Source organism: Bradyrhizobium sp. UNPA324 (assembly GCF_006658635.1).
GTDB lineage: Bacteria > Pseudomonadota > Alphaproteobacteria > Rhizobiales > Xanthobacteraceae > Bradyrhizobium > Bradyrhizobium nanningense.
This window is the reverse complement of sequence record NZ_LFJD01000004.1, coordinates 63,340-86,202: the sequence shown is the minus strand read 5'-3', so window position 1 is coordinate 86,202 and position 22,863 is coordinate 63,340. Positions and strand designations below refer to the sequence as shown.

Genomic DNA, 22,863 nt, shown 5'->3' with positions numbered 1-22,863 from the left:
GCAAAGTCCCGGATGTCGCTTCGCTCATCCGGGCTACGCCCTGTAATGATCCGCCTACACTTTCATCGTGGCTTGGAACTGCGCTGCTCTTGATCGGTTACTTGGGCTGACCCCCGAGGAGGAGCATCATGGACACGGATCGGATTGTTGGATCGGCCAAGGAATATGCCGGACGCGCGGAAGGCGCGATCGGAGACATGGCAGGCGATGCCAAGACGCAGGCGTCGGGCAAGGTGCGGGAGGCTGCAGGCACGGTGCAGAATCTCTATGGCCAGGCCAAGGATGCCGTGCGTGATGCCGCGGACACCGCGACCAGCTACGCCAAGGACGCCTATGAGAACAGCGGCGATACCTTCCGCGATGGGACACAGGCGCTGTCGAAGAAGGTGCAGGACAACCCGCTCGGCGCGCTGATGGTTGCCGGCGGCATCGGCTTTGCGCTCGCGCTGCTGATGTCGCGCCCCGCACGCCGTCCGCCGCCGCGCTGGCGTTATTACAGCTGAGGGACAAGCAGGGACTTGTGCCCCGGACGCGCAGCGGCGCCAGAGCGCTGCTGCGCAGAGCCGGGGCGCATTCTTTTGTAAGAGGGTTGGGGTGAGAGAGCTGGGTCCCCGCTCTGCGTCGCATCACCATGAGGTGCTGCGCCGCGTCCGGGACACGTCAGCAATTACCGGAACATCTCCGCCGAGCGTCCGACGTTGCCCGGCGGACGCGGGATCGCGGGATTCTGTGCCGGATTGCGCGGCCCGGGCGCCGGCGCCAGTTGACGCGGCGGCGCTGGCTGCGGAGAGCCGAAGCCGAAGAAATCGCGGAATGAGGGCGTCGCTTGTGCCGGCTGTTGCGGCGGGACCGGCGGCTTCTTCGGCGTAAGTTTCGGCGGCGCGATCGCGGCGGCAGCTCCCGGCGCGGCGGGATTGGTGACGTTGCCCTCAGGCGTCGTCGCGGCCATCGGCGTATCGCCCTTGGCCTGCTCGCGGCCGACTTCGCGGCGCGGCCAGGCGTAATCGTCGGCGCGGCCGGCCGGAGCGGCTAGCGGCTCGCCCTTCACCATCGTCTTTGCGGCGAGCGCATCGACGGCGGCGGGACGCGAGCCCGGGCCGCCCAGCAATTGATCGGTCGAGATCGAGGCCGCAACCAGCGGCACGATCGGCCCCGCCAGCGGCCGCGGTGCGGGCTTGCCCGGCTCGGCGCTGGTGTCGGGCGTCGCAGGCTCGCTCGGCAGCGCGATCGGGCCGGAGCGTCCGGCCAGGAGACGCGTGATCTCGCGCTCGACATAATGCGCGAGCTTGCGCGCGCCGGCCTTGGTGAAATAGACGCCGTCAGAGCTGCGCAGCTGGCGGATCTGGCCTTCGAAGTCCGGGCCCTTTTGCAGGAAGCGGCCGGCCTCGTCGACAAAACCGTCCCAGACATCGACATAGGTGATGCCGGCCTTGGCCGCGCCCTCGCGATAGAGCGAATCCAGGAACAGCGTGTCCGCGGTGCCCTTGGGTCCGCGAACCGCGGGCAGGCCGACCCAGAGCACCGGCACGCCCTTGGATTTGAGGATATTTGCGAGCTCCTCGATCTTCTTGCCGTAGAGCTCCACCCAGCGCTCGTCGCGGAATTCGTAGAGGCCGTTCGGATTACGGGCCGCCTTTTCCGGCGCGGCCGCAGGCGTATCGGCATTGTCGGCGTCGTCCTGCGGCAGGTCGGCATCGGCATGCTTGTCGTCGGGCTTGGCGACGCTGTCAGTGCTGGGCTTCGTCTCGCCAGGCTTTGCCGGCGGCTTGCCGCGCGCGCCTTTGTCGTTCTTCTTGTCCTTGTCCTTATCCGTCGCCTTCTCCGCCGCAGGCTCGCGGATCGCGGCGCGGTCGTTGAGGCCGAGCATGACGACGATCACGTCGGGCTTTTCGGCCTCGATGATGCCTTTTGCCGCCGCCGCCCAGTCCGACGGCTCACCCTTCGGCTGGTACTTAATCAGACCTGAAAAGGTCTTGTGCTTGCGGATCACGCCCATGTCGGGCTGCTCGGCGTAAGCGTCTTCCAGGCCATAAGCCAGCCAGTCGGCCATGGCATCGCCGAGCACCAGCACGTTCTTCTCAGGAATGGTGTCGCGCTTGGCTGGCGCCGGGGCGCGCGAAAAATCCTGGCGCGGCGCCTGCGGCTGTTGCTGCTGGAACGGTGCAAAGAAGTCACCGCCGAACCATCCACCACCCCGTTGCGGCGGCGGTGCCGAGCGCTGCGGCGGGCCGCCGAAGCCGGGGAAGTTGAAGAACTGCGCCGAAGCAGGCCCCGCAACCGACACCAGGATCGCAAGCGCCGTCCCTAGCGCGATCAACGGGCCGGTCTCGGTCAGCGCCTTGAACAGGGACTTCTGCTTCGACATGCGATCTCTGGGCGCGAGGGGCCTGGAACAAGCCCGATATAATACCGGAATCAGGCCGCAAACAGGCAAATTGTAGCGTCATAAACTGCGCGATTTGGCCGGCGGTCAAGGCGATCGGCACGGACTCGGCGGAAAAGGTTACTGGCGACCGGCAATGCCGGGGCAGCGCCACGATCCGTCGTCAATTGTGATCCATCCGACAACCCGAATGATAATGAGGGTATAAAATCTCCTTGTAATTGCAATCTGTCCATACGCAGCAAAGTCAATTTCAGGAGCCCAGCCATGCAGGACATGACCAATTCGCGTGCGCAAGCGATTCAGTTGCTCGACCAGCAGGCCGAGAAGGCCAAGGCGAAACGGCCGCAAGGCCACGGACGTGCCGAACGCGGTCTTGATGCCGTGGCCTACCATCCGGAAGGTTTTGGCCGGTTCGGCCGCATGTTCCCTGAGCTCGCCCGCGCCCGCTTCGGCGATACGCTGCCCCAGGAGCAGGAGGTCATGAAGGCGATCGCTGCGACCATGATCAAGACCGGCGACCTCGGCGCTCCGATCGACCAGAACGAGCCGGTCGACGAGAATCCGGCTATCAAAGCCGGCTATACCTATTTCGGCCAGTTCATCGATCACGACATTACGTTCGATCCCGCCTCCGATCTCGACCGCGACAATGATCCCAATGCGACCGAGGATTTCCGCACGGCGCGGCTCGACCTTGATTGCATTTACGGTCGTGGTCCGGCGGATCAGCCCTATCTCTACAATCCCGATCTCACCATCAAGCTCGGCTTCGATAAGACTCCGTCTTACCTGAAAGGAAAGAAGCGCTTTGACGTGCAGCGCGCGCCGCGCGACGAGAGTGGGGAGATCGACGATTCGAGCCAGGATTGTCCGCGCGCCATCATCGGCGACAAGCGCAACGACGAGAACAACATCGTTGTGCAGATCCATGCTCTGTGGCAGCGATTCCACAACAAGGTCATGCTCGATCTGGCCAGGCCATCGACTGCGAAGGGAAACGAGCGCCCGGGGATCACGGGCCTGGCTGCCTTCAACACCGCGCAGCGCATCGTGCGCTGGCACTATCAATGGGTAGCGCTGCATGACTTCGTGCGGCGCGTTGTCGGCGACAAGATGTTCAACGCCGTCTACAACGGCGGCAAGCCGGATTTGAAGTTCTACAAGCCGGAAGCCGCGCGCTATCCCTTCATGCCCGTGGAATTCTCGGTCGCTGCTTACCGGTTCGGCCACTCGATGGTCCGGCCGAGCTATTCGCTGAGCGCGGCGATCCCGCACCAGACGACGAATTCGCTGGATCGTCTGCCGATCTTCAAAGCGAGCTTCAGCTGCGACGACGTCCAGAGCCTGAATGGCTTCCGTCCGTTGCCGCCGGAATGGGGCATCGACTGGAGCTTCTTCCTGCCCGACGTGAAGAGCGATCTGCCGAAGCCGACGAAGGAGCTTCCGTTCGGGAGTTTTGTTCGACCCCAGCCGGCCTATCGGATCGACACCATGCTGGTCGACCCGCTATCCAGCCTGCCCGATCTGCGCAACGAGAGGCTCGATCGCAGGTCCCTGCCAAGCCTGAACCTGCAGCGCGGCATAGCGCTGGGCTTACCCAGCGGGCAGGCGGTGGCGCGGCGGATGGGGTTGACGCCGTTGACCGACGAGCAACTCTGGATCGAGGACGGGAACCTGACGGATGCGAACGCCGCGAAGGCGCGCCGCGAGATGTTCAAGGCAAACGCCGCGCAGCTCCACGAGAATGCGCCGCTCTGGTACTATATTCTGCGCGAGGCGGAGCTGACCGACCAGGTCAAGACCTCGTTCGAGGACGACGACAAGAAGAAGCGCACGGCCAAGCTCGGTGGCGCCCGCCTGGGTGACGTCGGCGGGCGCATCGTCGCCGAGGTCCTGATCGGCCTCGTCGCCGCAGACAGCCAGTCCTATCTCGTCCAGGTCCCGCATTGGCGGCCTACGGTGAAGGACATGACGACCCCGGGAACCAGGTTCGAACTGTCTGACGTTGTGAACTATGTCGACGCCTGAGCAGGCAAGGCGGCAGCAGAGGAGGCGTCGCGCTTTTTACCGCCCGCGCAGGCGATCCAGCACGTCGGAGGAGGCAAAGCCGTCGGCAGGCACCCCGATGGAGGCCTGGAAATTGCGCAGCGCCTCCCTTGTCTGGCCGCCGAACTGGCCGTCCGGGGTGCCCTTGTAGAAGCCGCGCTGGGCCAGGAGCTGCTGCAGTTCCAGCCGCTCGCTGCGCGACAGCTCGCGCTCCTGGCGCGGCCAGGGCTGCACGAAGGGCTGGCCGCCGCGCAGGCGGTCGGCGAAATGGCCGATCGCCAGCGCATAGGCCTCGGCCGGGTTGTACTTCATGATGACGCGGTAGTTCTGCAGCATCAGGAAGCCGGGGCCTTGCGCGCCCGCCGGGGCCAGCAGATAGGCCTTCTCGCCCGGATGCGGGAACGGCTGGCCCGTCGCCCGCTTGAGCCCGAGCTTCTCCCATTGCGCGATCGTCATGGCCTTGGCGCGGTCGGCCAGCATGTAGTTGAATCCCTGCGGCACGACCACCTCGAAGCCCCAGGTCTGGCCGGCCTGCCAGCCGTCCTTCTTCAGGTTGTTGGCGGTGGAGGCGATCAGATCGGTGGGATTGTCGACGACGTCGCGCCGTCCGTCACCGTCGCCATCGACGGCAAAGCGCTTGAACGCAGTCGGCATGAACTGGGTCGGGCCGAAGGCGCCGGCCCAGGAGCCGCGCATCTGCTCCGGCCTGAGATCGCCGCGGTTGAGGATCTCCAGCGCCGACAGAAACTCGTCCTTGAAATAGGCCTGGCGGCGGCCGATGCAGGCGAGCGTCGCGGTCGATTGCAGCACGCTGCGGTCGCCCATCTGCGTCGAGTAATTGGACTCGATGCCCCAGATCGAGGCGATGATGTAACGGTCGACGCCGGTGGCTTTCTCGGTGGCGTCGAACTGCGCCTTGTATTTGGCGAGGATCTCGCGGCCCTTGGCGAGGCGGTTGTCGTTCACGAGGATGTCGAGATAGTCCCAGATCGATTTGGTGAACTCCGGCTGCGAATCCATGAGGTCCATGATGCGCAGGTCGGGTGTGAGCCCGGCCGTGAAGCGTTGAAAATTCTCCTGCGTGACGCCGCGCCGCGCGGCATCGGGCCACATCCCGGCGACGCAATTGTCGAAATTGCCGGCAGCCTCGCGGATCGCTGCAGCCGTCATCAGTGGATGGCCGGAGGCGCCGTCCTCACCGCTCCAGGGCAATGCTCCCGTTTGAGCGCCGCCGGGGCCCGGCGGGGCCTGCGACGATGCGGCGTTGGGGCCGGAGAAGATGCCGCCGAACAGGTTGGACAGGCCGTTCTGCGCCTGGGCATGCGCGCCGGCAGGCATCAGCAAGGCGGCCGCAACCATCATCGCGCCGGTCACGGATACCGCCCGTCTTGCCTGCCCTGCCACTGATCGCATCATGTCTCACCCGTCGGGCTGTTCAAAAATCCGCCATCAGGAGGCCTGGTTACGGTTGCCAATAGCTTAACAAAGGTGAAATTTTGGTGGCGGCCTTTTTCTTAACTCTGCGCGGGTGAGGCCCCACATCCGCCTTTGTTGGCGGCTGCAAACAGGCTAGCAAGATGCCATTGCTCCGTTCCCATCTGCCCCCAGGTATTCGATCAATCACATGAAAATTCGCAAAGCCGTATTCCCCGTCGCCGGCCTCGGCACCCGTGTCCTGCCCGCCACCAAGGCGATGCCGAAGGAAATGCTGACCATCGTCGACAAGCCGCTGATCCAGTACGTCTATGACGAGGCGAGGGAGGCCGGCATCGAGCACTTCGTCTTCGTCACCGGCCGCAACAAGAACGTCATCGAAGATCATTTCGACCGGATGTTCGAGCTCGACGCGACGCTTGCGGCGCGCGGCAAGAAGGCCGAGCAGGACATCCTGGCGCAGAACCAGCCCGAAGCGGGCGCCGTCAGCTTCACCCGCCAGCAGGCACCGCTCGGCCTGGGTCACGCGGTCTGGTGCGCGCGGGACATCGTCGGCAACGAGCCGTTCGCTGTCGTGCTGCCCGACGAGCTCGTGCTCAACACGCCGGGCTGCCTCAAGCAGATGATCGAGATGGCATCATCGCTCGGCGAGAAATCCAATCTGATCGCCGTCGAGGCGGTGCCCGACCATCTCACCCATCAATACGGCATCTGCGGCGTCGGCAAGCGCAGCGGCAAGATGTTCGAGGTCGACGGCATGGTCGAGAAGCCGGCCAAGGGCACCGCGCCCTCCAACCTCTCGATCACCGGCCGCTACATCCTGCAGCCGGAGATCTTCAAGATTCTTGAGACGCAGGAGCGCGGCGCCGGCGGCGAGATCCAGCTCACCGACGCCATGATCGGCCTTTCCAAATCGCAGAAGTTCTACGGCGTCGAGTTCGAGGGCGAGCGCCACGATTGCGGCTCCAAGCCCGGCTTCCTGCGCGCCAACATCGCCTACGGCCTGAAGCGCCCGGAGCTGCGCGACGGCCTGATCGCGGAGATGAAGAAGTATCTGGGGCACTAGCGCGCCAATATTCGGTGTCGTCCCTGCGCACGCAGGGACCCATACCGCGTGATCTGTCGATTGCGTTCGGTAGCAGTACCGAACGATGAGTCTTCGCCAAACTCTTCCCTGTGGTTATGGGTCCCTGCGTGCGCAGGGACGACACCTGTGGTGTAGCGCGCGTCACCGCCTATTTATGACGATCACCCTGGCTCACGCCACCAGCGACAGCTGCGGCAGGCTCGCAACCACCGACTGGTTGCGGCCGCCGGCCTTGGCGGCATAGAGCGCCTTGTCGGCGGCGGCGACCAGGATCGGCCAGTCCATGCCGGCGGTGGGAACGAGGCTGGCGACGCCGCAGGACACCGTCAAAATCACCTGCTCATCGGACCAGCCCTGCACCTTGTTGCGGATCGCCTCGGCGACCTTGAAGGCGTCGACGGCCGAAGTGTTCGGCAGCAGCACGGCGAATTCCTCGCCGCCATAGCGCGCGGCACAGTCGCCGGCCCGGCTCACCGAATCGGAAATGCAGATGGCGATGCCGACCAGCACCTGGTCGCCCGCCTGATGGCCGAACGTATCGTTGTAGGCCTTGAAGTGATCGGCATCGATCATCACCAGCGCGATCGGCGCCTTCTGCCGCATCGCGCGCCGCCATTCGACGTCGATGACGGTATCGAACTTGCGGCGGTTCTTCAGGCCGGTGAGCGCGTCGGTCGTCGCCATCTCCTCCAGCTTGCGCTCGGCCTCGGCGCGCCGGCCGATTTCGCGCGCCAGCACCAGCGTCGATCCCAGCACGAACAGCGCGAGCGCCAGCACCACGGCGCCGATGCGGAACGCCTCCTTCCGCCAAAGCGCGAATACGGCGGCCAGGGGTTTGCCCGCCACCACGAACAGCGGTCCGCTGTCGCCGCTGCGGACGTAGAGCCGCGGCGTCTGGTCGACCGGGCCCTGTCCCGAATAGGCGGCGCCGATCGGGAGATTGTCGGCCTTCCAGGCCCGGCGGTCGTTCAGGTTGGTGCCGATGATGTCGAGATCGAAGGGCCGCCGCATCATGATGGTGCGGTCGCGTCTGAGGACGGTGATGGTGTCTTCGGGGTCGAGGTTGAGCTGCTCGAACAATTCGTGGAAATAACTGAAGCGGATCGAGCCGGCGACGACGCCCATGAAGCCGCCGTCGGTGTCGCTGATGCGCCGGCTCAGCACGATCGCGTAGGCGCCGCGGAACAGCATCGGGCGGCTGATGAACAGCCCGATGTCGGGATTGTCGCGGTGGACCTTGAAGTAATCCTCCTCGCTGCGGTTCTCGGGGAGCGGATCGAGCGTGGAGGCGTCGATGGTCAGCTGGCCCTCGGCATCGAATACCTGGATGGCGCCGAAATGCCTTGCCGTCGTCGCATGGTCGAACAGGATCAGGTGGCGGATCGGCTTCGACACCGTCGTCAGCTCTGGCAGCAGCATGTTGCTGGCGACCGCCTTCAGCGACAAATCGTAGATTTCGACATTGCGGCTGACGTCGGACTGGATGGTCGTCGCGAGGTTCTCCAGCGTCTGGCGGGCGAGCGCCTCCTCGCCCCGGCGCATGTCGAGCATGACGTTGACGCAAATGGCGGAAAAGCCGATCACCGTCACCACGGACGAGATGATCAGCAGTCTCGCCGAAATCCGCCACGGCCGGGCGGCCGTGAGGTCGCGCCATCCAGATAACATCGCTTGCTCCCGACATAGTGGATGCGCCCGAAAGCTTGAGCGATGTTTAAAGCAGGACGGCGCTGCCGCAGTGAGTTAAGAATCGGTTTACGCAGCTCACGGTTTTGGGCAGACCTCGTGGGAGCAGAGCCGGTTTTGGACAAGAGGACGATTGTGAACGACTACGACGCATTGCGCGACTATCTGCTGCGGCAGAAGCAGGATGAGTTGGTGCTGAGCTTCGAGCAGATCGAGGAGATCATCGGCGCGGCCCTGCCGCGCGCGGCCAATCGTGCCTCGTGGTGGGACAGCCTGCGCAGCCCCGACATCCAGATGCCGCAGCGCGAAGCCTGCCTCGCCGCGGGCTTCGTCGCGACACGAATGCCGGACGGAGCAAGCGTGCGGTTCAGGAAGCAGAAGAGCGAGCGGCGGCGGTAGCGCGTGCGGCACGCGATCAGGCGGGTGCAGGTCGCTCCACATCCAACAGTATCGTAGGGTGGGCAAAGCGAAGCGTGCCCACGACTAGCTGGAGCGGCATGCGAGGAAAAACGGTGGGCACGGCGCAAGCGCGCCTTTGCCCACCCTACGGGTCCGAGCTCGTGATCAGCTCGCCGCTTCGAGCCGCACTTCGGTGAGCAGCCGCATCGCGGCATCGGCGTCCATCGGCTCGCCGAAGGCGAAGCCTTGCGCGTATTCGCAGCCCATCTGGTAGAGCTCGACCGCGTCGGAATCGGTCTCGGCGCCTTCGGCCACCACATCCATGCCGAGATCGTGCGCGAGCGCGATGATCGACTTCAGGATCACCGGCCGGGTGCCGCGGTTGGTGGTGCGCACGAAGGACTGGTCGATCTTGATGGTGTCGAACGGGAAGCGCTGCAGATAGGCCAGCGAGGAATGGCCGGTGCCGAAATCGTCGAGCGAGAGCCCGGTGCCGAGCTCGCGGATCCGCGTCAGCATCTGCGCCGCATGCTCCGGATTCTCCATCACCAGCGATTCCGTCAGTTCGAGCTTGAGCGTGCCGCGCGCCACCGAGGAGCGCGACAGCACGGTGCGGATGTCGTGGATCAGATCGTGGCGCAGCAATTGCCGGGACGAGACGTTGACGGAAGCAAAGATCGGCTCGCGCGAGCGCATCGCGCGCTGCCACACCGAAAGCTGTTTTGCGGTCTGGTCGAGCACGAACATGCCGAGGTCGACGATCAGGCCGGTCTCTTCCGCGATGCTGATGAATTCCGACGGCGCCATGCGTCCGAGCTTCGGATGATCCCAGCGCACCAGCGCTTCGAAGCCGGCGACCGAACGATCCTCCAGCCGCACGATCGGCTGGTACAGGATCGTCAGCTCCTGGCGCTCGATGGCGCGGCGCAGCTCGCTCTCCAGCGTCAGGCGATCGGTCTTCCGTGCCCGCATCGCCGGCTTGTAGACGTCGATGCGGTCGCCGCCGATGCGCTTGGAGTGATACATCGCAAGCTCTGCGTCCTTGATGATCTCGTCCGTCAATTGGGTTTGCGGATCGGAGAGCGCGAGGCCGATCGACGCCGTGAGGAAGATCTCGCGGTCGTTGAAGGCGATCGGCGCGCGGATGGTCTTGCGGATGGTTTCGGCGAAGGCAGTGATGCGGGCGGGGTCCTGCTCCGACAGCAGGATCAGGCCGAACTGATCGCCGGCCATGCGGGCCAGCGTGTCCTGCGGCTTCAGGATGCGGGTGAGGCGGCGGGCCAGCGTCAGCAGGATGGAATCGCCGACCGCAATGCCGACGGAATCGTTGACCTGCTTGAAGCGGTCGAGATCGATCACCATCAGCGTCGGCCGCAGCGTCGGCATGGTCTTGGCGAAATGCGCGACCGCACCGAGCCGGTCCATGAACAGTTTGCGGTTGGGCAGGCCGGTGAGATTGTCGTGCACGGAATCGTGCAGCAGCCGTTCCTCGGCATTGCGCAGCTCGGTGACGTCGGTGAGCGTACCGACGACGCGCGAGACCTCGCCGTCCGAGCCGACCACCGGGCGCGCCTTCAGCGCGAACCACATGAAATGGCCGTCGGGGGTGCGCAGGCGGAAATCCTGCACCAGGCGGCCGCGGCGTTGGTCGAGCACGCTGTCGAGCGCGGCGCGGAATCGGTCCTGGTCGAGCGGATGCAGCACTTCGAGCCAGGAAGCGGCCGGGCCTTCCAGCGTGCCGCGCTTGAGGCCGAGCAGGGCCTCGGTCTCGGGGCTGGTGAAAACCTTGTCGGCGGAGACGTCCCAGTCCCAGATCAGATCGCCCGAACCGGCCAGCGCCAGCGCGCGCCGCTCGATGTCGGAGACGACGCCCGTGCTGGCGCCGCCGCCGGCAAAGGCGTGCTGCATCACCGTGAAGCCGATCAGCATCACGATCAGCACGAGGCCGCCGAGCAGGGCAGGGCCGACGATGTCGTTGGTGACGGAGCCGGCGACCGTCATGCCGGCCGCGACCACCCAGACCACAAGGAGGAACCAGGTCGGGATCAGCAGCACGGCGCGGTCGAAGCCATGGGTGGAGAGATAGACGATCAGCCCAAAGCCGGCGAAGGCGATCAGCACCAGCGAGATGCGCGCGATGCCGGAGGCCACCGCCGGATCGAACAGCGCGAGCGCGACCAAGGACCCCAGGAACGCGAGCCAGCCCACCGTGATGTGCGAATAGCGCACATGCCATCGACTGAGGTTGAGATAGGCGAACAGGAACACCAGCAGCGTGGCCGCCAGGATCGCCTCACCCGCCGCGCGCCAGATGCGCTCGGCGTTGTTCGACATGTCGAGCACCTTGGCCCAGAAGCCGAAATCGACGCCGATATAGACCAGCACCGCCCAGGCCAGCGCCGCGGCGGCCGGGAACATGATGCTGCCCTTGACCACGAACAGAATGGTCAGCACCAACGCGAGCAGGCCTGAGATGCCGATCACGATGCCCTGGTACAGCGTGAACGAGTTGACCTTGTCCTTGTAGGCTTCCGGCTCCCACAGATAGAGCTGCGGCAGCTTGTCGGTGCGCAGCTCCGCCACGAAGGTGATCACGGCGCCGGGGTCGAGCGTGACGCGGAAGACGTCGGCAGTCGGGCTTTCCTGCCGCTCCGGCCGGTCGCCGGTCGAGGGCGTGATGGTCGCGATGCGCGACAGGCCGAGGTCGGGCCACAACAGCCCTGAGGAGACGATGCGGTAATGCGGGGCGACGATCAGGCGGTCGAGCTGGTCGTCGGTGTTGTTGGCGAGCGCGAACACCACCCAGTTCTGGCCGCCCTCGCGGGCGCGCACCTCGATGCGGCGGACGATGCCGTCGGTACCGGGCGCGGTGGAGACCTGGATGCGATCGGCGTCGCTGCGCTGGTGCTCGAGCACGCCGGTGAGGTCGATCGCGGGCGCGTCACTGCGGACGCTGACGGCGTCGAGCGCGCGCGCGGGATACGCGGCGACGAGAATCATGAGGCCCAGCGCGATGGGCGCGAGGCACCTGATCAGACGCAAGGTCAGTTCTCCGCGTTCGACGCAAACTCTGAGTAAAAGACGATTTCAGACCGAACCGATGTGGTTCGGTGCGCCGCGATAGATGCCACGAAAGCGAGGAAAATCAAAGGGTTTCCGCCTTGCCCTGTGGGCCGGCGGCCTACACCTCCAACACAATTTTGCCAATATGTGCGCTCGTCTCCATGCGCCGGTGCGCATCGGCTGCCTTTTCCAGCGGGAAAGTGCTGTCCATCAGCGGTTTGACGCGGCCTTCGCGCAAAAGTGGCATCACTTTCTGCTCGATTGCGGCCACCATCGCCGCCTTGTCCGCATTAGTACGGGGGCGCAGGGTCGAGCCGGTATGGGTGAGGCGCTTGACCATCACCTTGGCGATGTTGACGCTGACCTTGGGCCCGTTGAGCGTTGCGATCTGCACGATCCGGCCGTCGACGGCGGCGGCATCGTAGTTGCGATCGACATACTCGCCGGCGACCATGTCGAGGATCAAATTGACGCCTTCCTTGTTGGTCTCTTCCTTGACCACGGCGACGAAGTCCTCGTTCCGGTAGTTGATGGCGCGGTCGGCGCCTAACTTGAGGCAGGCGTCGATCTTGTCCTGCGATCCCACGGTGACGAACACTTTTGCGCCGACCGCCTTCGCGAGCTGGATCGCCATGGTGCCGATGCCGGAGGAGCCGCCATGGATCAGCAGCGTCTCGCCGGCCTTGAGGCCACCGCGCTCGAACACATTGTGCCACACCGTCATCAGGGTTTCCGGCAACGCGCCGGCTTCCTTGATCGACAGCGCCGGCGGCACGCTCATCGCCTGGGCGTCCTGGGCGATGCAGTACTGCGCATAGCCGCCGCCGGCGACAAGCGACATCACCTTGTCTCCGACCTTGTGCCGCTTGGCGTTGCTGCCGACCGCGACCACCTCACCGGCGATCTCGAGGCCAGGCAGGTCGCTGGCGCCGGGCGGCGGCGGATAGGCGCCGGAGCGCTGCGCGACGTCGGGCCGGTTGACGCCGGCAGCCATCACCTTGACCAGGATCTCGTCGGGGCCGGGCTGCGGAATGCTGCGCTGTTCCGGGACCAGCACCTCCGGTCCGCCGGGCTTGGAGATGGCGACCACGGTCATTTGTGCGGGCAGCTTGTCCATGATGTGTCCTTGGGTGAAGGTGCGGAATGAACGAGCCCCTTGCTTAGCCAGCGCGATCCAGGCTGGCAACCGCCTCGGCATTGTGCCCGCGCGAACTTTGGGAGGAACGAGAATGGCGACGGAAGACGACGACCGCCCGCGCAAGAAGATCAGTCATGAAATCGGACAGGATCTCTCACTGTTGTCGGTGGAGGAACTGACCGAGCGCGTCTTGCTGCTCAAGACCGAGATCGCAAGACTGGAAGAAGCCGCCGCCAAGAAGCGCGCCTCGCGCGACGCGGCGGATCATTTCTTCAAGAAGTAGTAGCCGCCACACAACAGCCGTGGTCCCGGACAAGCGCGCCCCACGCGCGCAGAGCCGGGACCCATACTCTCAGGACGAGGTCGTTGCGCGAGGCCGGCAACTCCGAGTCCCCGTTACCACATCCGCCGGTGGCTATGGGTCCCGGATCTGCGCTTCGCTTGTCCGGGACGACGGCGGAGCGTGTCGCTGCGTTGGGTGACCGCCAACTCTTGTTCCGCACCGCACTCGGCCACTGGCCGATATGGCTAACGAACCCTCAAAAAATTAGCTCGTTTACTCCAGATTAAGCTTTCGGGATTATGACTGGAACCGTCCTCGTTTGGACACCGAGTGGCTCCTGTCCACTCTGTTTGACGCCTCCCTGTTATCAACTTTCAAAGCCGCCGGTCTTCCGGCGGCTCTTTTTTGCGTGTTTGCATCTCGTTGCGGTTGAATTCCTGGGAATGACCCGCGGAAACCATATCCGCGCTTGTCACTGGACTCCGCGTCCCGCCCGCGCAATGATTTGTTCATCATAAGCCGGCGCCAAAGCCGGGCAGTCAAACAGTTGCGTAAGAGGCGTTAACCATGGAACGTTTGCAGGCCGACGGCGCTCTCGTTCAACTCAGCGAGCGGTTCACCAATTCTGCGGCGTTCGGCGTCCTGTTCCGCGAGGGCATGGACCTCGTCGAAGAGACCGCCGCCTATCTCGACGGCGCCGGCCGCACCGAGGCCAAGGCGCTCGACCGTGCCGTCAGCCTCACCTACGCGACCGAGAGCATGCGTCTCACCACCCGCCTGATGCAGCTCGCCTCGTGGCTGCTGCTTCACCGCGCGGTGAAGGAAGGCGAGATGACGCTGAGCCAGGCCAATCGCGAGAAGACCAAGGTCAAGCTCAGCGCCGCCGATCCTGGCCCCACCGACACCATCGAGAAGCTGCCCTCGCAGCTCCAGGACCTGATCCATCGCTCGATGAGCCTGCAGACCCGCGTGCGCCGCCTCGACACCACCATCCACACTCCGCCGGCCGAGCACGTCGCGATCGGCAATCCGCTGGTGCCGCACCTCAACGCGCTGAAGGCCGCGTTCGAACGGTAATTTCCATCGTCTTGCTATTGAACCGTCACCCTGAGGCGGCCGCTTCTTCAGCGGCCCTCGAAGGGCGACGGCCCGGCTGCATCTCGGCCGTTCATCCTTCGAGGCTCCCGGCGCGATGTTTTGCATCGCGCCGCTCGCGCTCCAGGATGACGGATATGGTCGACGACAGCTCCCCAAAACAAAAACGCCCCCGGCTCTCCCGGGGGCGTTTTTCGTGTCCAGCCTCGCGGGCCGGATCAATCCTTTTTGAGGAAGCCCGAAAACTTCTTCTGGAAGCGCGAGACGCGGCCGCCGCGGTCCATCAGCTGCTGGGAGCCGCCGGTCCAGGCCGGGTGCGATTTCGGGTCGATGTCGAGGTTCAGCGTGTCGCCTTCCTTGCCCCAGGTCGAGCGGGTCAGGTACTCGGTTCCGTCGGTCATCACGACCTTAATCGTATGATAATCCGGATGAATTTCGGCTTTCATGGCAAATTCCTCGGCGCCCGGCGCCTGTTCTGGTGGCTCGCGAATGACGGATTTGGCCGGCTCTATACCGCACGATATCAGGCAAAACAAGCGGGCTTGCGGGCCTGAACCGGGTTTGCCCCTAAGGGACATCCCGGATTTGCCACTACTCTTGCACCGGCCTATTGGGAGCAAACGAATGCAATGGGCCAGATCTCATGAGCGCAGTGGAACGGCTTGATGACCAATATGTCGATCAGCCCGGAATGAACGTCGTGGACACCCCCTCGATCGAAGCGGAGCTAATGGAAGAGCCGGCCAAGGGTCGCGCCAAGCTGCGGCCGCTGCTCGCGCTGGCGCCCTATGTCAGCCGCTACCGGGGCCGGGCGGCGCTGGCCTTCGTCGCACTCACGGTCGCGGCACTGACCACGCTATTGGTGCCCGTCGCGGTGCGCCGGATGATCGATTTCGGCCTGACGCCCGAAGGCATCGAGCTGATCAACAGCTACTTCTCGGTCATGCTCGCGGTGGTCGGCGTGCTCGCGCTCGCCAGCGCAGCGCGCTACTACCTCGTGATGACGATCGGCGAGCGCATCGTTGCCGACCTCAGGCGCGACGTCTTCGCTCATCTGCTCTCGCTGTCCCCCGCCTTCTTCGATTCCGCACGCAGCGGCGAACTGATCTCGCGGCTCACCGCCGACACCACCCAGCTCAAATCGGCCGTCGGCGCCTCCGTGTCGATCGCGCTGCGCAATCTGATGATGTTCCTGGGCGCCACGGCGATGATGGTGATCACGAGCCCGAAGCTGTCGGGCTTCGTGCTGCTGGCGATCCCCTTGATCGTGCTGCCGCTGGTCGCCTTCGGGCGCTGGGTACGGCGTCTGTCGCGCAATGCGCAGGACACGCTCGCCGAGGCCTCGGCCTATGCGGGCGAGCTGGTCGGCGCGATTCGTACCGTGCAGGCCTATACCAGCGAAGGGTTCGCCGAGAAGCGTTTCGGCGGCGAGGTCGAGCAGGCCTACGAGGCCGCACGCACTTCGACCCAGGCGCGCGCCGTGCTCACGGCCATCATCATCTTCATCGTGTTCGCCAGCGTGGTCGCGATCCTCTGGATCGGCTCGCATGACGTGCTCACCGGCGCGATTTCGCCGGGCCGGCTCGGTCAGTTCGTGCTGTATGCGGTGTTCGCCGCAGCGGGCCTCGGCCAGCTCAGCGAGGTCTGGGGCGAGGTCTCGGCGGCATCAGGCGCGGCCGAGCGCCTGTTCGAGATCCTGCATGTGAAGCCCGACATCCAGGCGCCTGTGTCGGCGCGCGCGCTGCCGGTGCCGGCACGCGGCGAGGTCGGCTTCGATCAGGTCAGCTTTGCCTATCCGGCGCGGCGCGACGTCAACGTGCTCGATGCCGTGTCGTTCACCGTGCGCCCCGGCGAGAAGGTCGCGATCGTCGGTCCGTCCGGCGCCGGCAAGAGCACGATCTTTCACCTGTTGCTGCGCTTCTACGACCCGCGCAGCGGCGCGATCTCGCTCGACGGCGTGCCGGTCAAATCCGCCGATCCCAGGGACTTCCGCGCCCGCATCGCGCTGGTGCCGCAGGAATCCAACGTGTTCGCCGCGAGTGCCCGCGAGAATATCCGCTTCGGCCGGCCCGACGCGACCGACGCCGAGGTCGAACGTGCCGCCGAGCTCGCGCATGCCGCCGAATTCATCCGCCGCCTGCCCGAAGGTTTCGACACCCCGCTCGGCGAGCGCGGCGTGACGCTATCAGGCGGCCAGCGCCAGCGTATCGCGATCGCGCGCGCCATCCTGCGCGATGCGCCGCTCCTGCTGCTCGATGAAGCCACCTCCGCGCTCGATGCGGAGAGCGAGACCCTGGTGCAGACCGCGCTGGAAGAGCTGATGCGCCACCGCACCACGCTCGTGATCGCGCATCGCCTCGCCACCGTGCTGTCCTGCGACCGCATCCTGGTGATGGACCAGGGCAAGATCGTCGAGCAGGGCACGCATGCCGAGCTCGTCGCCGCGAACGGACTTTATGCGCGGCTGGCGAGGCTGCAGTTCGAGGGGGCGTGAGACGTTCGGAACGTTGCCAAAGTCGCGACAATGAGAGTGTCGCGAGCACGTCCCACTGTCTCGTCATTGCGAGCGTAGCGAAGCAATCCAGAGTCTTTCCGCTGAGGCAGTCTGGATTGCTTCGTCGCAAGAGCTCCTCGCAATGACGTGTGGAGGGAGCTTCGCACCTTACCGGCACTTCGGCGAGAGCGCCGGCACGTTCGGCCACGGCCAGTTCTTCCAGCTGCCGTCCTCGCCGACGCAGGCCGACGGGGCAGGGCCACTCGTATCGAGCTGCGAGGCAAAGCGCTGGTCGACATAGCTCGTTGACACATAGCCGGCGACGATGACGCCCAGGAAGACCGAGGAGCCCTTCGCGAAATCGCGCAGATTCATCGACCGTCTCCGTCCCATTTGTCTTCGCTGCTGTCGCTGCAACGATTAACGCACGTCCCTGGATCCCGGCGTGATGGGCCTCACGCCCGCCAGAATTACGGCCGCCAAGATCAGACCTTCCATGCCATCTTCAGCACCGGCCGGCCCGAGGTCGGGTTCACGTCGTCGCCGGCATGGGCAAAGCCGTTGCGCTCGTAGAATCGGATGGCGCGGGCATTGTCCTTGTTGACCAGCAGCGTCACGCCTGAGGGTGACAAGCGCTTGGCTTCATCGACGAGCAACCGCGCGGCCTCCGAGCCCCAATGCGCGGGATCGACCACGAGCTGGTCGAGATAGCCTTCGCCGTCGATGGTGACGAAGCCGGTCAGCGCGCCGTCCTGTTCCGCCACCACGATCGAGGCTTTGGGCACCAGGTCCTTGCGCCAGCGCTCGCGCCACCATTCCAGACGGGCCGCGAAGTCGATCTGCGGATAGGCCTGCTGCCAGCTGCGATGCCAGAGGTCGATCGCGGCGGCGTCGTCCTCGGGCCGATAGGGGCGGAGGTGGATCGCGCTCACTACCGCTCCGTCAGCTTCAGCTCGATGCGGCGGTTGCGTTTGAAGGCCTCTTCCGTGTTGCCGGGATCGAGCGGCTGGAATTCGCCGAAGCCGGCCGCGACGAGGCGCTGCGCGGGCACGCCGAGCGAGATCAGATATTGCACCACCGAGATCGAGCGTGCCGCGGACAAGTCCCAGTTCGACTTGAAGTTCGGGCCGTTGACCGGGCGTATGTCGGTATGGCCGTCGACACGCAGCACCCAGGGAATCTCGCTCGGGATCTTCTTGTCGAGCTCGATCAGCGCGGTCGCGAGCGTGTCGAGCTCGGCACGGCCCTCGGGCAGCAGCGTCGCCTGTCCGGTGTCGAAGAACACTTCGGACTGGAACACGAAGCGGTCGCCGACGATGCGAATGTCCGGCCGGTTGCCGAGGATGGCGCGCAGGCGGCCGAAGAATTCGGAGCGATAGCGCGACAATTCCTGCACGCGCTGCGCCAAGGCGACATTCAAGCGAGACCCCAGATCCGCAATGCGGTTCTGCGATTCCTTGTCGCGCTTCTCGGAGGCGTCGAGCGCCTCTTCCAGCGCGGCCAACTGCCGGCGCAAAGCGCTGATCTGCTGGTTCAGAACCTCGATCTGCGCAAGTGCCCGCGCCGAGACCGCCTTCTCCGAATCCAGCGCCTTGCCGAGCTCGGAGGTCTTGCCTTGCGCGTCATTGCCGGCGGCAGCTAAGCCCTCATAGAGGCCCTTGATGCGGTCGCGCTCGCTCTCGGCCGAGGCGAGGCCGGCCCTCAGCTGCGAGACCTGGTCGTCGAGCGTGAGCTTGCCGAGCTTCTCCAGCGACAACAGCTCGTTGAGCTGGGCGATCTTGGCGTTGAGCTGCTCCAGCGCCTTGTCCTTGCCGGTGACCTCCTGCGACAGGAAGAACTGCACCACCAGGAACACCGACAGCAGGAACACGATCGAGAGCACCAGCGTCGACAACGCGTCGACGAAGCCGGGCCAGTAGTTGAAGGCGCCTTCGCTGCGGCGGCCGCGCGCTAAAGCCATGTTGTCCGTCTCCACTTTCGTGTCCCGGACGCGCTGCAGCGTGCAACGCTGCTGCGCAGAGCCGGGACCCATATCGTCCCTGACACTGGGCCCCGGCTCGGCGACGCATCACTTCGTGCTGCATCGCGTCCGGGGCACAAGACCTCCGTTTCTATCTTCAGCTCTTCTCCGGCTGGCGGGCGAGGCGCTCCAAGAGGCGCCGGATCTCCCGGTTCTGTTCGCCCTGGCCGTCGGCCCATTCGCGGATCATCTGCTGCTCGGTGCGCATGTGCGAGACCAGCGCCTGGATCGCTTCGGCAAGGCTCGCCATCGCCGCCGTGGTGCCGCGGCTGGTGCCGCCTTCCTCGAGCACCGAGCGCAGCCGTTCGACCGCGGCCTGGAGCTCGCCGCTGGCGACCCCGCCGCCCGCCGCAACGGCCACGTCGCCGCTGCCATATTCGCGCACCGTGGTGGCCAGCCAGTCTTCAAGGTCGGTGTAGAAGCGGTTCTGCGCCTGGCTCGATTGCAGGTCGAGGAAGCCGAGGATCAGCGAGCCGGCGAGGCCGAACAGCGAGCTCGAGAACGAGATGCCCATGCCGCCGAGCGGGGCGGCGAGGCCCTCCTTCAGGGTGTCGAACAGGGAGCCGGCATCGCCGCCGACCTTGAGCCCGTCGATCACCTTGCCGACCGAGCCGACCGTCTCGATCAGGCCCCAGAAGGTGCCGAGCAGGCCGAGGAAGACCAACAGGCCGGTCATGTAGCGCGAGATGTCGCGGGCTTCATCCAGGCGGGTCGCGATCGAATCGAGCAGATGCCGCATGGTGGTCTGGGTGATGGTCATCCGCCCGGACCGCTCGCCGCCGAGGATCGCCGCCATCGGTGCCAGCAGTTTCGGGTGCCGGGCCGGCGCCAGGCCGGGATCGGCGATGCGGAAATTGTTGACCCAGGAGACCTCGGGGTAGAGCCGGATGACCTGGCGGAAGGCCAGCACGATGCCGATGAACAGCACCCCTCCGATCAGGGCATTGAGCCCGGGATTGGCGAAGAAGGCCTGGATGATCTGTTTGTAGAGCACCACGCCCACCAGTGTGCACAACACCAGGAAGACCAGCATCCGCACCAGGAAGACGCTGGGCGAGGACAGTTTGGTGTACTCGATATCCATGGTGGAGCGGGGCGATTTGCCTGACGGCATGGCCGGTATCATCCATTACGAAGCTTGATTGCGGTGCGCACTATGGCACAGCGCCAGCCCAAAAAAAGCGCCGGATGCGCCGATTTCGGGGATGGCTCGGGGAACCCCGGCCCGAAGCGGCGCTTTGATAAGCCGGTATCTGCAGAAGTTCGCCATTCGGGGGGCGCATGAGCGTCGTTTCCGCGATCATCGGGACTGCCGAACGCGTGCCGCTGCCGGACGTCGTGATCCGCGCCGCGATCCAGCGCCTGTGCTCCCGCACCGCAACGCGTCTCGCCAGCCATGACGCGGCCACTGACGCCGCCTTCGCCGGCCGGATGATGCTGCGGCCGATCGCCGAGGACGCCGAGGCCGGGCGTGACGAGGTGCCCGCAGCGTTCTTCGCCGAAGTGCTCGGCCCCTGCCGCAAATACTCCTGCTGTTTCTACAAGACCGATGCGACCACCTTGCAGGAGGCGGAGGAGGAGGCGCTGCGCCAGACCGTCGAGCATGCCGGTCTCGCCGATGGCCAGACCATCCTCGAACTCGGCTGCGGCTGGGGCTCGCTGTCACTGTGGATGGCGCGGCAGTTTCCGCACGCCAAGGTGACGGCGGTGTCGACCGCGCAGGCGCAGCGCGCTTATGTCGAGGACGAGGCGCAGCGGCGCGGCTTGCCGAACCTGCGCGTGGTCACCGCGGACATGAATGTGTTCGCGCCCGACGGCCGGTTCGACCGCATCGTCTCGGTCGAGATGTTCGAGCAGATGATGAACTGGCGCAAGCTGATGACGCGTCTGCGGTCATGGCTCGCGCCCGACGGGCGGTTCTTCATGCAAATCGTCACCCATCGCTCCGGCTCGCAGCTGTTCGACCGGCTCGATCGTGACGACTGGATTGCGCAGCACATCTTCGCGGGCGGGCTGATGCCGAGCCATCACCTCGTCAGGCAATTCGACGACATCTTCACGGTCGAGAAGGAATGGTGCTGGAGCGGCACGCATTATCAGCGCACCGCGAACGACTGGCTCGCCAATTTCGATAAGCATCGCGACGCGATCGAGACGTCGTTGCGCCAGGTCTATGGCGAGGAGACCGCACTTTGGCTGCGGCGCTGGCGCTGGTTCTTGCTCGCGACATCGGGCCTGTTCGGCTATGCCGGTGGAACCGAATGGGGCGTCAGCCACTATCGGATGAAAGCCGCCGAGTGATTGCGCTGTTCGGTCGCAGCACGCGGCCATGGAACCCCGACTCACAATCAAGTGACGCGGCAAAAGCCGCCTGAACTCAGTGCCCTACGCTGTGTGACAATGAGCCGCCTGTGCCATGCGTTGCATCGCAGCAGGTGCATTCTATTTTGTCGGCATCAGCCGCGTGCGAACGGGCTCAGAACGGGCCTCGCGCGGAGCGTGATCGGTTTCAACAATATCGGGGCATCCCATTTCATGTCAGGACTTCGTGCGCGATCGGCATGCGTTGCAATGATGCTCGCGGCCTTAGCGCCGCTGTTGGGCGCTTGCGAGGAATCCAGCTCCGCGGTGTCTGCCGCTCCGCCGGCCCACCCTGACGTCAGCATCGTCATCGTCAAGCCGCAGCCGCGCGCCGTGGTGCGCGAGCTGCCGGGCCGCATCGCGCCGACGCGTGTCTCCGACGTGCGGCCGCGCGTGTCCGGCATCGTGGTCGAGCGCCTGTTCCGCCAGGGCAGCGAGGTCAAAGCCGGCGATCCGCTCTACCGTATCGATCCGCGCCCGTTCGAGGTCGAGGTGATGGCCAACGAAGCTGCGCTCGCCAAGGCCGCGGCCGCGCTGATGCAGGCCAGGCAGCAGGCGCACCGTGTCGCCACCCTCACCAAGGATCGCGCCGCCCCGGAAGCCGAGAACGAGAAGGCGATTGCGGCCGAACGCCAGGCCCATGCCGAGGTCGAAGGCCGTAAAGCCGACCTCGCGCGGGCCAAACTCAATCTCGACTACGCCACCGTGCGCGCGCCGATCGACGGCGTGGTCGGTGCCGCCCTCGTCAGCGAAGGCGCCCTCGCGGTGCAGAACGAGACCAACCTCGCCACCATCCAGCAGCTCGATCCGATCTATGCCGACTTCACCCAGTCGGTGACCGAGCTCAACCAGCTCCGCCGCGCTTTCGAGACCGGCGACCTCGAGCGCATCGCCTCCGATGCCGCCAAGGTCCGCCTGGTGCTCGACGACAACACCATCTATTCGCTCGACGGCAAGCTGCTGTTCTCCGATGCCAAGGTCGACGCCCACACCGGGCAGGTGACGCTGCGCGGCGAGTTCCCCAATCCCAAGCGCGAATTGCTGCCGGGCATGTATGTTCGCGTCCGCATCGACCAGGGTCTCGATTCCGACGCGATCGCGGTGCCGCAGCAGGCGATCCAGCGCAATGGCGGCGGCGGCAGCGAGGTGTTCGTCGTCAAGGACGACAACCACATCGCGGTGCAGGCGGTGCGCACAGGATCGGTGCAGGACGGACTCTGGTTCGTCACCGAAGGCCTGAAGGCCGGCGACAAGGTCGTGGTCGAAGGGTTCCAGAAGTTCGCGGCCGGCGACAAGGTCGAGCCGCAAACCTGGTCGGAAGCTGACGCGACCGCCGACAACCGGCACGCCCAGCAAGTCGCGCGGTAACGC

General features: G+C 65.3%; 19 protein-coding genes. 9 read left to right on the top strand and 10 right to left on the bottom strand.

Features of this window, described 5'->3' with window-relative positions:
• The first annotated feature begins 128 nt into the window (after positions 1–128).
• Positions 129–503 carry a CsbD family protein gene (locus tag UNPA324_RS00415; protein ID WP_141932919.1) on the top strand — a complete coding sequence of 125 codons (375 nt, stop codon included), beginning with the start codon at positions 129–131 and terminating at the stop codon, positions 501–503.
• 164 nt (positions 504–667) lie between these two features.
• On the opposite strand, the gene UNPA324_RS00410 is transcribed toward UNPA324_RS00415, so the two are convergent.
• Positions 668–2,365, bottom strand: a complete 1,698-nt coding sequence (locus UNPA324_RS00410) for an SGNH/GDSL hydrolase family protein (RefSeq protein WP_141932917.1) — start codon at positions 2,363–2,365, stop codon at positions 668–670.
• Positions 2,366–2,650: 285 nt separating this feature from the next.
• On the opposite strand from UNPA324_RS00410, the gene UNPA324_RS00405 reads away from it, so the two are divergent.
• Positions 2,651–4,414, top strand: a complete 1,764-nt coding sequence (locus tag UNPA324_RS00405; RefSeq protein ID WP_141932915.1) for a peroxidase family protein — start codon at positions 2,651–2,653, stop codon at positions 4,412–4,414.
• 36 nt (positions 4,415–4,450) lie between these two features.
• Here the strand turns inward: UNPA324_RS00405 and UNPA324_RS00400 are convergent, their stop codons facing one another.
• On the bottom strand, positions 4,451–5,848 hold the full coding sequence (locus tag UNPA324_RS00400) for a lytic murein transglycosylase (RefSeq protein WP_430641881.1): 1,398 nt from the start codon (positions 5,846–5,848) through the stop codon (positions 4,451–4,453).
• A 208-nt stretch (positions 5,849–6,056) separates the two neighbouring features.
• Here UNPA324_RS00400 and UNPA324_RS00395 point away from each other — a divergent pair, with 208 nt between their 5' ends.
• Entirely contained in the window at positions 6,057–6,932 is an 876-nt protein-coding gene (locus UNPA324_RS00395) for a UTP--glucose-1-phosphate uridylyltransferase (protein ID WP_128922120.1), read from the top strand.
• Positions 6,933–7,124: 192 nt separating this feature from the next.
• Here the strand turns inward: UNPA324_RS00395 and UNPA324_RS00385 are convergent, their stop codons facing one another.
• Positions 7,125–8,621 (bottom strand): sensor domain-containing diguanylate cyclase, encoded by a 1,497-nt coding sequence (locus tag UNPA324_RS00385; RefSeq protein ID WP_141932913.1) that lies wholly within the window; start codon positions 8,619–8,621, stop codon positions 7,125–7,127.
• A 153-nt stretch (positions 8,622–8,774) separates the two neighbouring features.
• Here UNPA324_RS00385 and UNPA324_RS00380 point away from each other — a divergent pair, with 153 nt between their 5' ends.
• The gene (locus UNPA324_RS00380) at positions 8,775–9,038 is read left to right on the top strand and encodes a DUF7662 domain-containing protein (protein ID WP_164936596.1); all 264 of its coding nucleotides are present in this window, start codon (positions 8,775–8,777) and stop codon (positions 9,036–9,038) included.
• A 165-nt stretch (positions 9,039–9,203) separates the two neighbouring features.
• On the opposite strand, the gene UNPA324_RS00375 is transcribed toward UNPA324_RS00380, so the two are convergent.
• The gene (locus UNPA324_RS00375) at positions 9,204–12,080 is read right to left on the bottom strand and encodes an EAL domain-containing protein (RefSeq protein WP_181769242.1); all 2,877 of its coding nucleotides are present in this window, start codon (positions 12,078–12,080) and stop codon (positions 9,204–9,206) included.
• A 139-nt stretch (positions 12,081–12,219) separates the two neighbouring features.
• Positions 12,220–13,218 (bottom strand): NAD(P)H-quinone oxidoreductase, encoded by a 999-nt coding sequence (locus tag UNPA324_RS00370; RefSeq protein ID WP_141932910.1) that lies wholly within the window; start codon positions 13,216–13,218, stop codon positions 12,220–12,222.
• 112 nt (positions 13,219–13,330) lie between these two features.
• Between UNPA324_RS00370 and UNPA324_RS00365 the strand changes: the two genes are divergently transcribed.
• On the top strand, positions 13,331–13,522 hold the full coding sequence (locus UNPA324_RS00365; RefSeq protein WP_128922116.1) for a DUF1192 domain-containing protein: 192 nt from the start codon (positions 13,331–13,333) through the stop codon (positions 13,520–13,522).
• 567 nt (positions 13,523–14,089) lie between these two features.
• Positions 14,090–14,599 carry a protease adaptor protein RcdA gene (gene rcdA / locus UNPA324_RS00355; protein ID WP_128922115.1) on the top strand — a complete coding sequence of 170 codons (510 nt, stop codon included), beginning with the start codon at positions 14,090–14,092 and terminating at the stop codon, positions 14,597–14,599.
• Positions 14,600–14,835: 236 nt separating this feature from the next.
• Here the strand turns inward: rcdA and rpmE are convergent, their stop codons facing one another.
• Positions 14,836–15,063, bottom strand: a complete 228-nt coding sequence (gene rpmE, locus UNPA324_RS00350; RefSeq protein WP_097659924.1) for a 50S ribosomal protein L31 — start codon at positions 15,061–15,063, stop codon at positions 14,836–14,838.
• Between the two features lie 197 nt (positions 15,064–15,260).
• Between rpmE and UNPA324_RS00345 the strand changes: the two genes are divergently transcribed.
• Positions 15,261–17,111: an ABC transporter ATP-binding protein/permease gene (locus UNPA324_RS00345; protein ID WP_128922114.1), complete on the top strand. Its 1,851-nt coding sequence runs from the start codon at positions 15,261–15,263 to the stop codon at positions 17,109–17,111.
• Between the two features lie 168 nt (positions 17,112–17,279).
• On the opposite strand, the gene UNPA324_RS00340 is transcribed toward UNPA324_RS00345, so the two are convergent.
• The 4 genes from UNPA324_RS00340 to UNPA324_RS00325 form a co-directional block, all read right to left on the bottom strand.
• Positions 17,280–17,486, bottom strand: coding sequence for a hypothetical protein (locus UNPA324_RS00340; protein WP_128922113.1), 207 nt, complete (start codon positions 17,484–17,486; stop codon positions 17,280–17,282).
• Between the two features lie 110 nt (positions 17,487–17,596).
• A complete protein-coding gene (locus UNPA324_RS00335) occupies positions 17,597–18,043 on the bottom strand; it encodes a GNAT family N-acetyltransferase (RefSeq protein WP_128922112.1) in 447 nt (148 codons plus the stop codon).
• Entirely contained in the window at positions 18,043–19,071 is a 1,029-nt protein-coding gene (locus UNPA324_RS00330; RefSeq protein WP_128922111.1) for a peptidoglycan -binding protein, read from the bottom strand. The genes UNPA324_RS00335 and UNPA324_RS00330 overlap by 1 nt, the downstream gene beginning before the upstream one ends.
• A gap of 157 nt (positions 19,072–19,228) precedes the next feature.
• Positions 19,229–20,245: a flagellar motor protein MotA gene (locus UNPA324_RS00325; RefSeq protein WP_164936594.1), complete on the bottom strand. Its 1,017-nt coding sequence runs from the start codon at positions 20,243–20,245 to the stop codon at positions 19,229–19,231.
• Positions 20,246–20,412: 167 nt separating this feature from the next.
• Between UNPA324_RS00325 and UNPA324_RS00320 the strand changes: the two genes are divergently transcribed.
• The gene (locus UNPA324_RS00320; RefSeq protein WP_141932908.1) at positions 20,413–21,432 is read left to right on the top strand and encodes an SAM-dependent methyltransferase; all 1,020 of its coding nucleotides are present in this window, start codon (positions 20,413–20,415) and stop codon (positions 21,430–21,432) included.
• Positions 21,433–21,666: 234 nt separating this feature from the next.
• Positions 21,667–22,860: an efflux RND transporter periplasmic adaptor subunit gene (locus tag UNPA324_RS00315; RefSeq protein ID WP_141932906.1), complete on the top strand. Its 1,194-nt coding sequence runs from the start codon at positions 21,667–21,669 to the stop codon at positions 22,858–22,860.
• The last annotated feature ends 3 nt before the right edge of the window (positions 22,861–22,863 follow it).